The 12,049-nt window shown below is 70.1% G+C and carries 15 protein-coding genes; 7 read left to right on the top strand and 8 right to left on the bottom strand.

Annotated features, from left to right (window positions below; genetic code table 11):
* Both VKV26_02220 and VKV26_02215 read left to right on the top strand, forming a co-directional pair.
* Positions 1-729, top strand: a 729-nt coding sequence (locus VKV26_02220) for a hypothetical protein (protein HLZ68703.1), incomplete at its 5' end; no start/stop codon positions are given.
* A gap of 320 nt (positions 730-1,049) precedes the next feature.
* Entirely contained in the window at positions 1,050-1,190 is a 141-nt protein-coding gene (locus VKV26_02215) for a hypothetical protein (GenBank protein HLZ68702.1), read from the top strand.
* Positions 1,191-1,227: 37 nt separating this feature from the next.
* Here VKV26_02215 and VKV26_02210 read toward each other — a convergent pair whose 3' ends face one another.
* The gene (locus tag VKV26_02210) at positions 1,228-2,034 is read right to left on the bottom strand and encodes a hypothetical protein (protein HLZ68701.1); all 807 of its coding nucleotides are present in this window, start codon (positions 2,032-2,034) and stop codon (positions 1,228-1,230) included.
* 87 nt (positions 2,035-2,121) lie between these two features.
* On the bottom strand, positions 2,122-2,805 hold the full coding sequence (locus VKV26_02205; GenBank protein HLZ68700.1) for a helix-turn-helix domain-containing protein: 684 nt from the start codon (positions 2,803-2,805) through the stop codon (positions 2,122-2,124).
* 149 nt (positions 2,806-2,954) lie between these two features.
* Between VKV26_02205 and VKV26_02200 the strand changes: the two genes are divergently transcribed.
* Complete coding sequence (locus tag VKV26_02200) at positions 2,955-3,482, top strand: DinB family protein (GenBank protein HLZ68699.1); 528 nt, start codon at positions 2,955-2,957, stop codon at positions 3,480-3,482.
* 33 nt (positions 3,483-3,515) lie between these two features.
* Positions 3,516-4,577 carry an LLM class F420-dependent oxidoreductase gene (locus tag VKV26_02195; protein HLZ68698.1) on the top strand — a complete coding sequence of 354 codons (1,062 nt, stop codon included), beginning with the start codon at positions 3,516-3,518 and terminating at the stop codon, positions 4,575-4,577.
* Between the two features lie 12 nt (positions 4,578-4,589).
* Here VKV26_02195 and VKV26_02190 read toward each other — a convergent pair whose 3' ends face one another.
* The 3 genes from VKV26_02190 to VKV26_02180 form a co-directional block, all read right to left on the bottom strand.
* Positions 4,590-4,832, bottom strand: coding sequence for a hypothetical protein (locus VKV26_02190; GenBank protein ID HLZ68697.1), 243 nt, complete (start codon positions 4,830-4,832; stop codon positions 4,590-4,592).
* A gap of 155 nt (positions 4,833-4,987) precedes the next feature.
* On the bottom strand, positions 4,988-6,475 hold the full coding sequence (locus VKV26_02185) for an acetyl-CoA hydrolase/transferase C-terminal domain-containing protein (protein ID HLZ68696.1): 1,488 nt from the start codon (positions 6,473-6,475) through the stop codon (positions 4,988-4,990).
* Positions 6,476-6,681: 206 nt separating this feature from the next.
* Positions 6,682-7,197 carry a DUF4188 domain-containing protein gene (locus VKV26_02180; protein HLZ68695.1) on the bottom strand — a complete coding sequence of 172 codons (516 nt, stop codon included), beginning with the start codon at positions 7,195-7,197 and terminating at the stop codon, positions 6,682-6,684.
* A 109-nt stretch (positions 7,198-7,306) separates the two neighbouring features.
* Here VKV26_02180 and VKV26_02175 point away from each other — a divergent pair, with 109 nt between their 5' ends.
* From VKV26_02175 to VKV26_02165, 3 genes are all read left to right on the top strand, one after another.
* Positions 7,307-8,107: an AAA family ATPase gene (locus VKV26_02175; GenBank protein ID HLZ68694.1), complete on the top strand. Its 801-nt coding sequence runs from the start codon at positions 7,307-7,309 to the stop codon at positions 8,105-8,107.
* Positions 8,108-8,224: 117 nt separating this feature from the next.
* Positions 8,225-8,578 (top strand): hypothetical protein, encoded by a 354-nt coding sequence (locus tag VKV26_02170; protein HLZ68693.1) that lies wholly within the window; start codon positions 8,225-8,227, stop codon positions 8,576-8,578.
* On the top strand, positions 8,559-8,906 hold the full coding sequence (locus VKV26_02165; GenBank protein ID HLZ68692.1) for a hypothetical protein: 348 nt from the start codon (positions 8,559-8,561) through the stop codon (positions 8,904-8,906). The genes VKV26_02170 and VKV26_02165 overlap by 20 nt, the downstream gene beginning before the upstream one ends.
* A 9-nt stretch (positions 8,907-8,915) precedes the next feature.
* Here VKV26_02165 and VKV26_02160 read toward each other — a convergent pair whose 3' ends face one another.
* The 3 genes from VKV26_02160 to VKV26_02150 form a co-directional block, all read right to left on the bottom strand.
* A complete protein-coding gene (locus VKV26_02160; GenBank protein HLZ68691.1) occupies positions 8,916-10,400 on the bottom strand; it encodes an RtcB family protein in 1,485 nt (494 codons plus the stop codon).
* 94 nt (positions 10,401-10,494) lie between these two features.
* Complete coding sequence (locus tag VKV26_02155; GenBank protein HLZ68690.1) at positions 10,495-10,911, bottom strand: archease; 417 nt, start codon at positions 10,909-10,911, stop codon at positions 10,495-10,497.
* A 35-nt stretch (positions 10,912-10,946) separates the two neighbouring features.
* Entirely contained in the window at positions 10,947-11,852 is a 906-nt protein-coding gene (locus VKV26_02150; protein ID HLZ68689.1) for an alpha/beta hydrolase, read from the bottom strand.
* Between the last annotated feature and the right edge of the window lie 197 nt (positions 11,853-12,049).

Here is a 12,049-nt window from a genome sequence, read left to right as displayed (position 1 = left end):
CTCGCCGCCTGCAGCGGCAACAACAACGCGACCAGGTCCAGCGCAAAGGCGAACGCCACCAGGCCGCCGGCCGCCAGTGTGGCCGCCGCCGCTCCGGACACAAGGAATCTGCAGGCGACGATCAGCGCGCAAAATCAGCAGCTTGCCGATCTGCAGGCCACGGTCGCTGCGTTGCAGAAACAGGCGCAGGATACGCCGGCGCCCGTCGTGAAGACCGTGCTCGTCACGGTCACGCCACCGCCGACACGCACGCCCAGTCCATCGCCGAGTCCCACTCCTGCTGCGGCCGGCACGCGCGAAAACCCCGTTCCCGTCAATACCGAGGTTGCCCTGGGCGACGGTTGGCGCGTAAAGGTGCTATCCGTCCAGCCGAACGCGACGCAGGCGGTGCTTGTGCGGAATCAATTCAACAAACCGCCTGCGGCAGATCACCAATTCTTCATCGCGCAACTGCAGGCCACGTTTACCGGTTCCGGCTCAGCGAAGCTCGATGGCGGTTTTCGCCTGCGGGCGGTCGGCGCCAGCGCCGTCGCTTACTCGACCTTCGACAATAGCTGCGGCGTGATCCCAAACGAGCTGCCCGACTCGGAAACCTTCACCGGGGGCACCATCAGCGGCAATCTCTGTTGGGAGATACGTTCGTCGGACGCCGGCTCGCTGGTGATGTTTGACAACCCATTTCTGGCTGGAAACCAGAGTCGCGTGTATCTCTCGCTCGTTCAGCAGTGAATGCATGAGTGCCGCCGCCCGTGGGCGGCGGCACTCGCTTCATTGCCGATCGTGGTTCGCTCCTCCTTGCGGTTGGTGTTTCGTGAGTGCCTGACTGCCGCCACCGGCCGAGGGTCTGACGCCGCCGCATGCAGTTGCGCCGCATCCGGCCAGACGCCGTGGGTCGCTTGCCAGCCGAGGCCGCGCCGCGCCATGAACGCCGAGACCGGCCCGCAACGCATCTGTTCCTGTTCCGTTACTCGGCGCCGCTGCGGGAGGGAGCGCCTGCCTTCGTTGCTCAAGGTGCGGCACAACGCCGCATGGCTACGAAGGAGAACGAGATGCGTCGGGTAAAGCGCTTCGGGCTGCGCGGCTTGCTGGTGGCGGCGGTGCTTGGTCTGGCGGCGGTGGGCGGCGGCATCGGCGCCGGCCATCAGGCCACGCCGGTGCACGCCGATATGAGCTGGTGTGCCGGCTGCTAGCCCACTCGTTGCGGGTGTGAACCATCGGGTCGGTCTGTCAGCTCGCCCACCAGAACATGGCGGTGAGCGGCGCCGTCGCGCTCGGGGCGGCCGCCAGGCGCGGAGGGGCATCCGATCCTGTGACATCCACCAGCGCCTCGCCGCGTGAGCGCGAGAGTTCGCGGTGGATCACGATGGTGCAGGCAAGCGGTACGGCGATCGCCAGCGGAGCGCGCCCGGCGATGATCGCGCCGAGCACGCCCAGCAGCAGCAAGGAACCTTCCTGCACCAGGTCCACGCGCACGAGCCGAAGCAGTGCCCCAAGGCGCCAGCGGCCGGACTGCACGCTCACGATGCCTTGCACGAGGACTTGATTCGTCAGGTACATCGCGACGCCGGCCGCCACAACGGCGAGCAGCATCCGATCGGTGAGCGTTCCGTCCACCAGCGGCACGCCGCTCACCGAACGGAAGACGATCGCTCCCGCCGCGACGCGCAGGGCCACCTGTGCGGCGTTGAACACCGTCTCAATCCAGGGGATCTGGCGCGCCGCCCGCCAACCCGCGCGGCGGACCTGATCCGTGATGATCCAGGCGAGCGCCGCCTCAACCATCGCGAGCGGCGCCGGCAAGAGCACTGCGGCCAGCAGGAAGGCCGTCGTATTGACGTAGTGCAAGGTGCGCGTGGCGAGCGGCACCGGTACGAGCAGCGAGGCCACGACCGCGACGCCGATCTCGCCGGCCATCAGCCAGGTGACCAGCCGCGGCTGCCACGGCGACACCGCGACCGCGATACCAAAAGCAACGACCGCGGCAACGGCGACGATCGCCACCGCGACATACACGCGACGGGGCAGAGGGCGCATCGAGACTACCTCGCGGCCGGTTCAATCGCATCGTAAGCGCGCTGCAAAGCGTTTGCAATAACCGCGGCTTGCTCGATCGCCGCGTGGCTACGGCTGCGCCGCCGCGCGGGCCGGCCGTTCCCACCAGCCGAAGCGGTTGACGAGCAGCTCAAGCTGCTCGGCGGCGCCGCTGACGCGCAGGCCGCCCAGCAGCGCCGCCCGCTGCGGCGGCGGCGTGAGCAGAAACGTCACCCACGCTTCCGGCGTCGCCTCGATCGCCAGGTCGGCCGGCTCGGCGGCGCCGCGCTGCACGGACCAACGGGCGCCGTCACAGCGCAGCGTCCAGGCGCGATCGGCCGCGAAGCGAATCACCCAGACCGCCGGCCGCTCGAGGAGGCGGCCGCGCCGGTTCAGCACGCTGGCGATGCCCGACATCGTCTGCGCCGGGTGCACCGCCTCGCCGAGCTGCGGCGGCCGGATCGCATGCTCGACGCCCCATACCGAAAGCGCTTCCACTACCGGCGCCAGGTCGCGCCCCGCCGCGGTGAGCTGATACCAGACCTCGCGCCGCCCCGGCCGCGCGTCGCGCGCGACGATGCCGGCCGCCTCCAGCTCGCGCAGCCGCAGCGTCAGCCACTTCGGCGTGATGCCGCCCAGCGATGCGAGCAGGTCGCTGAAGCGCTGCGGACCGCGCAGCAGATCGCGCACCACCAACAACGACCACTTCTCGCCGATCAGCTCCAGCGAGCGCGCCACCGGGCAGAAGTGCTGATAGCTGCGCGTTCTCGCCACCTGCGGTACTCCCGTTCCCCGCGTGCCCGCGCTGTGCAGCCGCACTCTGGACGCGGGCGATCCAGCCACCCCGCTTGACCGTGAACTATCTTGAAGATAGTATCCCATACAACGCAGCCGGGCCGCGCCCGCGGCGCAGGAGAATGGCGATGACAACGCAAGCCGACGAAGCCCAGCGTGTGCGCGGCTATCTCCTGGCGCAGGCGAACAAGCTCAGCATTCCCGAACTGGTGGAGAAGGTGCGCCGCGATACCATGCCGCTGCGCGAGGCCGGCGCCGCCGTGCCCGCCGCACGCTTCGCTGAGCGCCCCGGCCCAGACGCCTGGTCGGCGGCGGAGGTCTACACCCACATCCTGCAGATGAACGAGACGGGCGCCCGCGCGATCGAGGGCATCCTCGATGGCGGCGCCCTGCCGCCGCCCGTGCGTGACACGATCTCGGGCGAAACCAGCGCCGGCCTGACCACGGCCGAGGCCTACTGGCAAGCGCATACGCGGCGGCGCGAGCAACTGCTCGCCCGCGTGCTGCATGCCCGCGGCGACGAGCACCTCGAGATCGCGATCACCCATCAGACCTTTGGCGCCTTCAACTGGCGCGAGTGGCTGCTGTTCATGCGCGTACACGACCTCGACCACCTGCGTCAGTTGCAGGCGATCGCCCAGCAGTTCGCCGCGTAGCGCGGCGGCGACGGCGTGGTTAGGAGCACGGCCATGCGGGTGGCGATCGGCGTCGGGCTGGGGCGCGATCGGCGGGAAGAGACGGCCGCCTACGTGCTGGAAGCCGAGCGGCTGGGCGTGGATTCGGTCTGGACCAGCGAGGCCTGGGGCTTCGACGCGCTCACGCCGCTGGCCTACCTGGCCGCGCGCACGAGCCGCATCCGTCTGGGCAGCGCGATCGTGCAGGCGGGCACCCGCACGCCGGCCGTGCTGGCGATGTCGGCGCTCAGCCTGGCAGCGCTCTCGGACGGCCGTTTCAGCCTCGGCCTGGGGACCAGCGGGCCGCAGGTGATCGAGGGCTGGCACGGCGTGCCCTTCAAGCAGCCGGTCACACGCCTGCGCGAGACGGTCGAAATCGTGCGCATGGCCGTGCGCGGCGAGCGCGTGACCTATGACGGCGCGGTCTACAAACTGCCGCTGCCGGGCGGCGTGGGCCGCGCCCTGAAGAGCAGCGCCCCGCCGGCGGAGGTGCCGATCTACCTGGCGACGCTCGGTCCGAAGAGCCTGGAGCTGACCGGCGCCCTGGCCGACGGCTGGATCGCCAGCGCGTTCATGCCGGAGCACGCCGAAGTCTTCTTTGCGCCGCTGCGCCGCGGCGCCGCGCGCGCCGGCCGCGACTTCGCGGCGATCGACCGCATGGCCGGCGGCGTGGTGGCCTTCGGCGACGACCTGGAGCGGCTGATCGCGCCGCGCAAGCCGGGCTTCGCCTTCGAGATCGGCGCGATGGGCTCGCGCGACCACAACTTCTACAAGGACGCCTACGCCCGCCAGGGCTACGCCGAGCTGGCGCAGCGCGTGCAGGATCTGTGGCTCGAGCGGCGCCGCGACGAAGCCGCCGCGCTGATCCCGGACGCGTTCGTGATCCAGTCCAACCTGCTGGGCAGCGAGGCGATGGTGAAGCAGCGCCTGCGCGTCTACCGCGACGCCGGCGTCACGACGTTGCAGGCCAACCCGCAGGGCGAGACGCCGGCCGAGCGGCTCGAGACGCTGGGCCGCCTGCTGCGCCTGGTGGAGCAGGTAAACGCGGAGGCGACAGCGGCGAGTCATCCTTCATAGCCCACGACTGCCTCATCCGTGAGTATGGGAGCGCGGCGACGGGGGCGGAGGAGTCGTGCCGCCGAGCAGCCGGGCGACGGCCTCGGCCACGCGGCGCGTCTCGCGCGCGGTGCGCGGCAGCGGCTCGGCCAGGCTCGCCGCCGCGATGCGCTCCTCGCTGAGGAAGGGGGCGATGTGGTAGTCCGGGCTGACCCGGCGGAAGCCGCTGTGCTCATCGTTCAGCAGGCACTCGGCGCCCGCGGGGCAGGGCGCCACGTAGATCAGGCCGTGGTGCTGCTCCGCCGGCGAAGGGTTTCAATCCTCACCCGGCGGTGGGGCCGGATGCAACACGGGGACGTTACCATACCTGTAGATCTGCAGGAAGACCGAGGCCGAGAGCGCGAAGCGCATCGCCTGCTCCGCCGGCCCGCTCACAGCTCACCCACGATCTTCGCCGCCTCTTTGCGCAGCTCGGCGCGGAAGTCGGGGTGGGCGATGCTGATCAGCTCGGCCGCGCGCTGGCGGTGGTTCTTGTCCAGCAGGCGGGCGACGCCGTGCTCGGTCACGATCGTGTCGGCCAGGTAACGCGGGATCGTGATCAGCGTGCCGGCTTCGTGCCGCGCCACCACCTTCGAGACGGAGCCGGCCAGCGCCGTCGAGCGCATCACCGTGATCGCGCGGCCGTCCTTGCACAGCGCCGCGCTGATATGCGTGTCGGGCTGGCCGCCGGTGCCGTTGATCATGTTGCCGCCGAAACGATCCTCGCTGGCGATCTGGCCGAGCACGTCCACGGCCACGGCGCTGTTGATCGAGGTCATGCGCGGGTTCTGCGCCATCAGCAGCGGGTTGAGCAGGTAATCCGGGTCGTAGAGCTGGAAGGCGGGGTTGTCGCGGATGATGCGCATGTCTTCGCCGTCGCAGCCGCTCCAGGCCACGGCGACGCTGGCGCCGTGATGCAGGCGCTTGCGCGCGTTGTCGACGATGCCGCGCTGCCAGAGTTGCGCCAGCCCCGGCGAGCCCAGCTCGGTGTGAATGCCGAGGCCGTGCGCGACGTCGAAGGCGCCGGCCTTGACCATCAGCTGGCTCGGCTCGCCCACGCCGATCTGGATCGTCGCACCCTCGCGGATCAGCTCGCGCAGGTTGGCGGCGATGCCTTTCGACGCCTCGTCGACTTCGCTCAGGCCCAGCGCCCGCTCCAGCATATCGGGCGGCAGCAGGGGAAAGCGGTCCTGCACCAGCGCGATCTGCTCCGGCAGCGCCAGGCCGAGCAGGCGGCGCAGCGCCGGCCGGTTCTCTGGCGGCGTCTCCACCTCGATGCGCCGCGCCATCGCCGTCATGTCCACCGGCTGCACGACGCCTTCCACGAAGGCGTCGATCTCGCTGACGTGCAGCCAGACATCGCCGTGCACGGGCATCATGTTCGGGTCGATCATCGCGATCGAGCGCTTGCAGCGGCGGATGTACGCCTTGCGGTTCCACATGTGCGGGCCGAAGTGCACGTAGCCCGCCTCGTTCGGCGGGCTGCACGGCGTCAGGAACACGTCGGGCAGGCGCGCCTCCGGCCGGCCGTCGTCGAACGCCTTCATCCCCAGCATGAAGGTATTGGGCAGATAGGTCGTGATGCGCGCGTCGTGGCTGGGACGCGAGATGTCGCCGATGAACAGCTCGATCTCTTTCTCGCCGCGCGGGCCATCGGGCGTGAAGAGCTGCAGCTCGCGCGGCGCCAGCAGGCGGATATCCACGCGATCGAGCTGCTTCGCCCGCCGCTCGAAGGCAGCGGTCAGCTCGGCCGGCGCCAGGATCGTCAGGCCGACGAGGTCGCCGTCGTGGATGAGCCGCATTGCCTCATCGGCGCTCTGGCAGCGCGATTTGTAGGTCTCTCGCCAGTCGGCGTAGGCGCTGGGCACGGTTGCGGTCACGGAACGATCTCCCGGCAGGAATGGGGCTTGCGCTGAACACCACCGCCTCGCGCTTTCCCATAGGCACGACGAGTCGAGGCGACCCGTTCTGTGCCAGGACCGGCCCTCTTCTTATGGCACACGCGGCACACGTGGCACACGCGGCACGTGAGGGGAAGGGAGAGGCGCGTTGACGCGCGGCGGGGACAGCACGCTCCGACGGCAGTTTACCGCGTTGGGCCGCCGGCGTAGAGCGCCTGCTCGTCCAGGACGGGCGTGGGCGAGTCGCCCGGCAGACCGGCGCGACGGCGGGCGGAGAACATGCCGCCGCGCGCGGCCTCTGATGGCGCGAACTTCAGGAAGCCGAGCGGACTTGTCACGTCGTCGTAGATCGCCTCCATGCCGCCGCGCAGGAAGTAGGACTCGTGCCAGAAGCCGGTGCCGCCGGAGTCCTTGAGAAACTGCTTCCACCAGCGCTGGTGCGGCTCGCTGCGCGTCCAGCGTTCCAGCGACTCCCAATCGCGCCAGTACTGGCGCATGCCCAGGTGGCGCAGGGAGAAGAACAGGTTCTCGTGCAGCAGCAGCCCCTCCGGCTGCGCCGCCACCGACTTCTGGATCTGCGGCCCCAGCCCCAGCAGCCGCCTGAAGCCGAACCAGCGATTGACGCGCATGCCGAGATAGATGACCACCAGATCGGGATACTGCGTGAGGTCGACCGTGCGCCGCTCAACGCGCTTCGCCATGACCGTGTTCCCTTCTACGCTGCCCGCCCCGCCCGGACGTGCCGCGACGGCAACGGTTTGTCGCTCCGTTCAGCCGAAGTTAGCACGCCGGCGCTGCTACACTCGGCAGGTGATCTTTCTCTCCGGCATCGAGCGGCGTGCCCCGGCGCGGCCTGCGGGCCAGTTTCCCTGGTCGCTGCCCGTGCTGCGTGACCTGGACGCGCTCGCGTTCAGCGCGCCCGTCACCTTTCTCGTGGGCGAGAACGGCTCCGGCAAGTCGAGCCTGCTGGAAGGGCTCGCCGCCGGCATGGGCGCCGTGGCGGTGGGCAGCCGCGACCTCGACCGCGACGACAGCCTGCACGGCGTGCGCGAGTTCGCCCGCGCCTTCCGCTTCCAACGCCGGCGCCACCCGCGCGTCAAGCTCTTTCTGCGCGCCGAGGACGTCTTCGGCTTCACCCGGCGTGTGGCGGGCGAAATGTCCGGTCTGCGCGTGCTGGAGCAGGACTTCCGCGCACGGCTGCCGGACGGCAGCAGCGGCCAGATTCGCGTCACGGGGCTGATGGCGGGCCAACGCCGGGCGCTGGCGGCGCGCTACGGCGAGGAGCCGCTGGCCCGCTCGCACGGCGAGACGTTTCTGGCGATCCTGCAGGCGCGCCTGGCGCCCGGCGGCCTCTACTTCCTGGACGAGCCGGAGACACCGCTTTCGCCGTCGCGTGTGCTCAGCCTGCTGGCGCTGCTCAAGGACCGCGTGCAGCACGACTGCCAGTTCATCATCGCCACGCACTCGCCGCTGCTCATGGCGCTGCCCGGCGCCGAGATCCTGCTGCTTGAGGACGGCAGCATCGCCCCCGCGGCCTACGACGAACTGGAGCACGTCCGCCTCACCCGCGACTTCCTCGCCAACCCCGACCGCTTCCTGCGCCATTTGTGACCGTCGCCGCAGTGATCAGCGCGGAGCCGGTGGCAGATCTCGGCGCCTGGCCCAGGCGCGTCCGGGCAAGGCCGGCTTTCGATTGAATCGAGCGTGAGACGACGAGGTGGGTGCGGCATGAAGGCGAAAGCAAAGGTCGCGGCGGTTGAAGCAGCCATCGTGACCCCGGATTCCGAAGAAGTTCTGACCATAGACCAGATTACCGAGCGCTACCGCGACGAGTGGATCCTACTGCAGGTCACGGATGAGGCCGATCACGGGAGGCCCGAGGCGGGAATCATCGTGGTGCGCGGTCCAACACGGGACAGCGTCCAGGTGCCTTCTATTGCGATCCTTCGTGCGGCTGAGGGCTCCGACCGCCGGTACTATCTATTCAACGCCTTTGCCCGCTATCGCTCCTGGGATGACTGGCGTGCGACGCTGGACGAGAACTGGCGGCCGAGGAGAAGCGGTGGCCAACGCAAACACTGAGATCACCATTCAGGGACGGGGGCACCGATCAGCGCCGGTGACTTCCTCTCGATCGCCTTCATCCCCGATACCAGCTACCCGATCTCCAGAATCAGCACGCGAACACACGCTGCTCGAAGCCTTCGGGCTGATTACGCTGCTGTCGGGAAAGACCTGGCGCATCCATGGCATGCACGTTGAAGACCGGACTCTACCGGATATCGATGTCCGCGCGAGTCGGGTCGTATCGACGATCGGTTTCGAAGCCATGCTTGGCTTGAGCTTTCCGGCCAACTTCAGTGAGGTTTGCTGCCAGCGCCCATCTGCCATGCTCACATTGCGGCGATGAGCATCTGGCTCAGCCTTTCACGACGCCAAGCGGCCGCAGTTGCGCCACCATGCGGGCGATGCCGGCCTCCTGCACGGTGAGCACGACCTCACGCGCGTCCTTGTACGCCTCGCTCGCCTCTTCGGCCAGGTCCGCCTTGTTTGCCGCGCGCACCAGCACGCCCGCGCCGCGCAGGCGCTGCACAATATCCACGCCGGCGAGGCTGCGCCTGGCGGCGCTGCGGCTGAGCACGCGACCCGCGCCATGACAGCAGGAGCCGAACGTCTCCGTCATCGCTCCCGGCAGCCCGGCACACACATACGAATAGCGGCCCATGTCGCCCGGCACCAGCACCGGCTGGCCCACGCCGCGGTACAGTTCGGGCACCTCGGAATGGCCGGCGGGGAAGGCGCGCGTCGCGCCCTTGCGGTGCACGCACAGCTCGATCTCTTCGCCGTCGAGCTGATGCCGTTCGATCTTCACGATGTTATGGGAGACGTCGTACACGACCGGCAGCGCGGCATCGGGGTCGCGCAGGCCGAGCACACGTCCGAAGGCGCGCCGCACCGCGCCGGTGATCGCCTGGCGGTTCGCCCAGGCGAAGTTCGCCGCGGCAGCCATCGCGCCCAGGTACTCGCGGCCCTCCTGTGAGCGCACCGGCACGCAGGCGAGCTGCGCGTCCGGCACGGAGATGCCGTACGGCTGCATCGCGCCCTGCATCAGGCCCAAAAAGTCCTGGCAGACCTGGTGCCCCAGCCCGCGCGAGCCGGTGTGCAGCATCACCACCACCTGGCCGCGGCCCTCCAACCCATAGGCCGCGGCCGCCTCCTCGTCGAAGACGCGGTCCACTGCCTGCACTTCCAAAAAGTGGTTGCCCGAGCCGAGCGTGCCGAGCTGCGGCAGGCCGCGCTTGCGCGCCCGCTCGCTCACCAGCGCCGGCTCCGGATCGGGCAGGGCGCCGTTCGATTCGAGCAGGGCGAGATCGGCCTCGCTGCCGTGGCCCATCTGCACCGCCCGCGCCGCGCCCTCCCAGAGCACGCCCTCCTCGTCGTCCGCCGAGATCGCCTTCGTGCCGGTGCCGGCGCCGGCGGGCACGTCGCGCGCCAACTGATCCAGCAGCTCGCCCAGGCGCGGCTCGACCTCGTGGCGGAAGAGGCTCGTGCGCAACAGACGCACGCCGCAGTTGATGTCGAAGCCGACGCCCCCCGGCGAGACCACACCGTCGCTCACGCGCGTGGCCGCCACGCCGCCGATGGGGAAGCCGTAGCCCTGGTGGATGTCCGGCATCGCCAGCGCCGCGCCGACGATGCCCGGCAGCCCCGCCACGCCGGCCACCTGGCCGACCGCCTCGTCCTTCGCGATCAGCGCGATCAGCTTCTCGTTGGCGTAGATGCGGCCGGGCACGCGCATGCCCGGCACGGCCTCCGCCGGCAGCTCCCAGCGCACCGCGTCGAGTCGGCGCAGCAGGCGAACCCAGTCGCGCGGCGCCTTCGTCGCGGTCTTCTTCTGCTTCATGGCCGGAACCGTCCTCTTCGCCGGGCGCTCACGGGCGAGGGCGCCTTCGCCCGATTCGCCCGATTCGCGCCCTCGCCAATCTGGGTGAAAACCGTCAGATGTCCAGGATCACGCGCACTTCACTGCGCCGCGGACCGATCGCGACGGCGAGCTGGTGATAGGTCACCGCCTTCACCGCCGTGCCGCCGGCAGCGTCCAGCCGTTCGAGCACCGTGCCCGTAAGCAGCGCTGTCACACGCGGCGGCGCGCACTCCGTCACCGCGATCGTGCGCGGCACGAAACGCTCGACCTCGAACAGGTAGAGCAGCTCGGACAGCCAGTTGACCAGCAGCGCCTGCCACGTTGTGCCTGCCGCGGCCGCCACGCGCGTCGCCGGCCGGCCAGGGCCGTGCCAGGTCAGCGGGTCGGCGTCCAGCACCACGGCGAACAGCCCGCGCGCCGCCTGCGCGAAGGCCGCGGCCGGGTCCGGCCCCCAGGCCCGCACGCCCACGTCGGCGGTATGGTCGAGCAGCGCGTAGCCGGCCGGTGCTGCCCGGCCTCGCGCCGCTACGCCGTCACGCCCGCGGCGGTGCGTTGCCGCACGAAGCTGCCGATGCTCTCCAGCGCCTGCTGCGATTCGGGCGTATCCGGCCCCATCTGCTGGAAAACATGGAAGGCGCCGTCGTACTCCTCCACCTTCACGTCGACGCCGGCGGCCCTGGCCCGCTCCGCCGCGCGGCGGGTGTCGTCCAGCAGTGTCTCGGCCGTGCCCACCTGCAGCAGCAGCGGCGGCAGCCCGGTGAAGTCGGCGTAGAGCGGTGAGGCGAGCGGATGCGTGTTGTCCGCGCCGTTGAGGTAGGTTGCGGACATCCCCGTCAGCATCTCACCGGTGACGATCGGATCCTCCTCCGCCTTGCTCTGGATCGTGCCGCCCGTCTGCGCCAGGTCGGTCCAGGCGGAGAGCGGCACGCCGCCGGCGGGCAGGCGCTCGCCCGCGTCGCGCAGCGCCACCAGCGTGGCCAGCGTCAGACCGCCGCCGGCCGAATCACCGGAGACGATGATCTTCGACGGTTCGACGCCCTCGGCCAGCAGGAAGCGGTAGGCCTTCACCGCGTCATCCACCGCCGCCGGGAAGGGGCTCTCCGGCGCCAGGCGGTAGTTGAGCAGCAGCACGCGGGCGCCGGAGGCGCGGGCGATGCGCGAGCACAGCTCGCGGTGGCTGGTGGGCGAGCCGATTACGTAGCCGCCGCCGTGCAGGTAGAGCACAACGCCGTTGCCGGCATCCGGCGTCGAGACCCACTCCGCCGGCACGCCGCCGGCGCTGACCTCCTGCACCTTCACGTCGGCGCCAAGCGGCGTCTGCGTGCCCACGCCGTCGTACCAGGCGCGCATACCGGGCAGATCGAGTTCGCCAAGCGCCCCCGCCTGCTCTCGGATCTGCGCCGTCAACGCCTGCATCGCCTCGCTCGCCATGGCACACGCTCCTCCGCGCATTCTCGCTCTGCAGCGGCCCGTGCCGGCAGAACGTGGCGGATTCTATACCCGCCCGCGAACGCTGTCCAGACGCGCTCCAACCATACAAGGCGCTTCCGGGGATGCCGCCGCGGAAGCCGCCGCGTGCCTCCGCGGAAAACATGCCTGTTTGCCGAATATCGCGCCAGCCCGGAGCG

Source organism: Dehalococcoidia bacterium, from assembly GCA_035310145.1.
Lineage (GTDB): Bacteria > Chloroflexota > Dehalococcoidia > CAUJGQ01 > CAUJGQ01 > CALFMN01.
The sequence above is the reverse complement of the archived record's forward strand: the minus strand, read 5'-3'. Positions and strand labels throughout refer to the sequence as shown.

Excerpts from the sequence above, each read along its gene's own strand:
- VKV26_02215 (HLZ68702.1), top strand. The coding sequence starts at position 1,050 with ATGCGTCGGGTAAAGCGCTTCGGGCTGCGCGGCTTGCTGGTGGCGGCG.
- VKV26_02210 (HLZ68701.1), bottom strand. The coding sequence starts at position 2,034 with ATGCGCCCTCTGCCCCGTCGCGTGTATGTCGCGGTGGCGATCGTCGCC.
- VKV26_02200 (HLZ68699.1), top strand. The coding sequence starts at position 2,955 with ATGACAACGCAAGCCGACGAAGCCCAGCGTGTGCGCGGCTATCTCCTG.
- VKV26_02195 (HLZ68698.1), top strand. The coding sequence starts at position 3,516 with ATGCGGGTGGCGATCGGCGTCGGGCTGGGGCGCGATCGGCGGGAAGAG.
- VKV26_02180 (HLZ68695.1), bottom strand. The coding sequence starts at position 7,197 with ATGGCGAAGCGCGTTGAGCGGCGCACGGTCGACCTCACGCAGTATCCC.
- VKV26_02170 (HLZ68693.1), top strand. The coding sequence starts at position 8,225 with ATGAAGGCGAAAGCAAAGGTCGCGGCGGTTGAAGCAGCCATCGTGACC.
- VKV26_02160 (HLZ68691.1), bottom strand. The coding sequence starts at position 10,400 with ATGAAGCAGAAGAAGACCGCGACGAAGGCGCCGCGCGACTGGGTTCGC.
- VKV26_02150 (HLZ68689.1), bottom strand. The coding sequence starts at position 11,852 with ATGGCGAGCGAGGCGATGCAGGCGTTGACGGCGCAGATCCGAGAGCAG.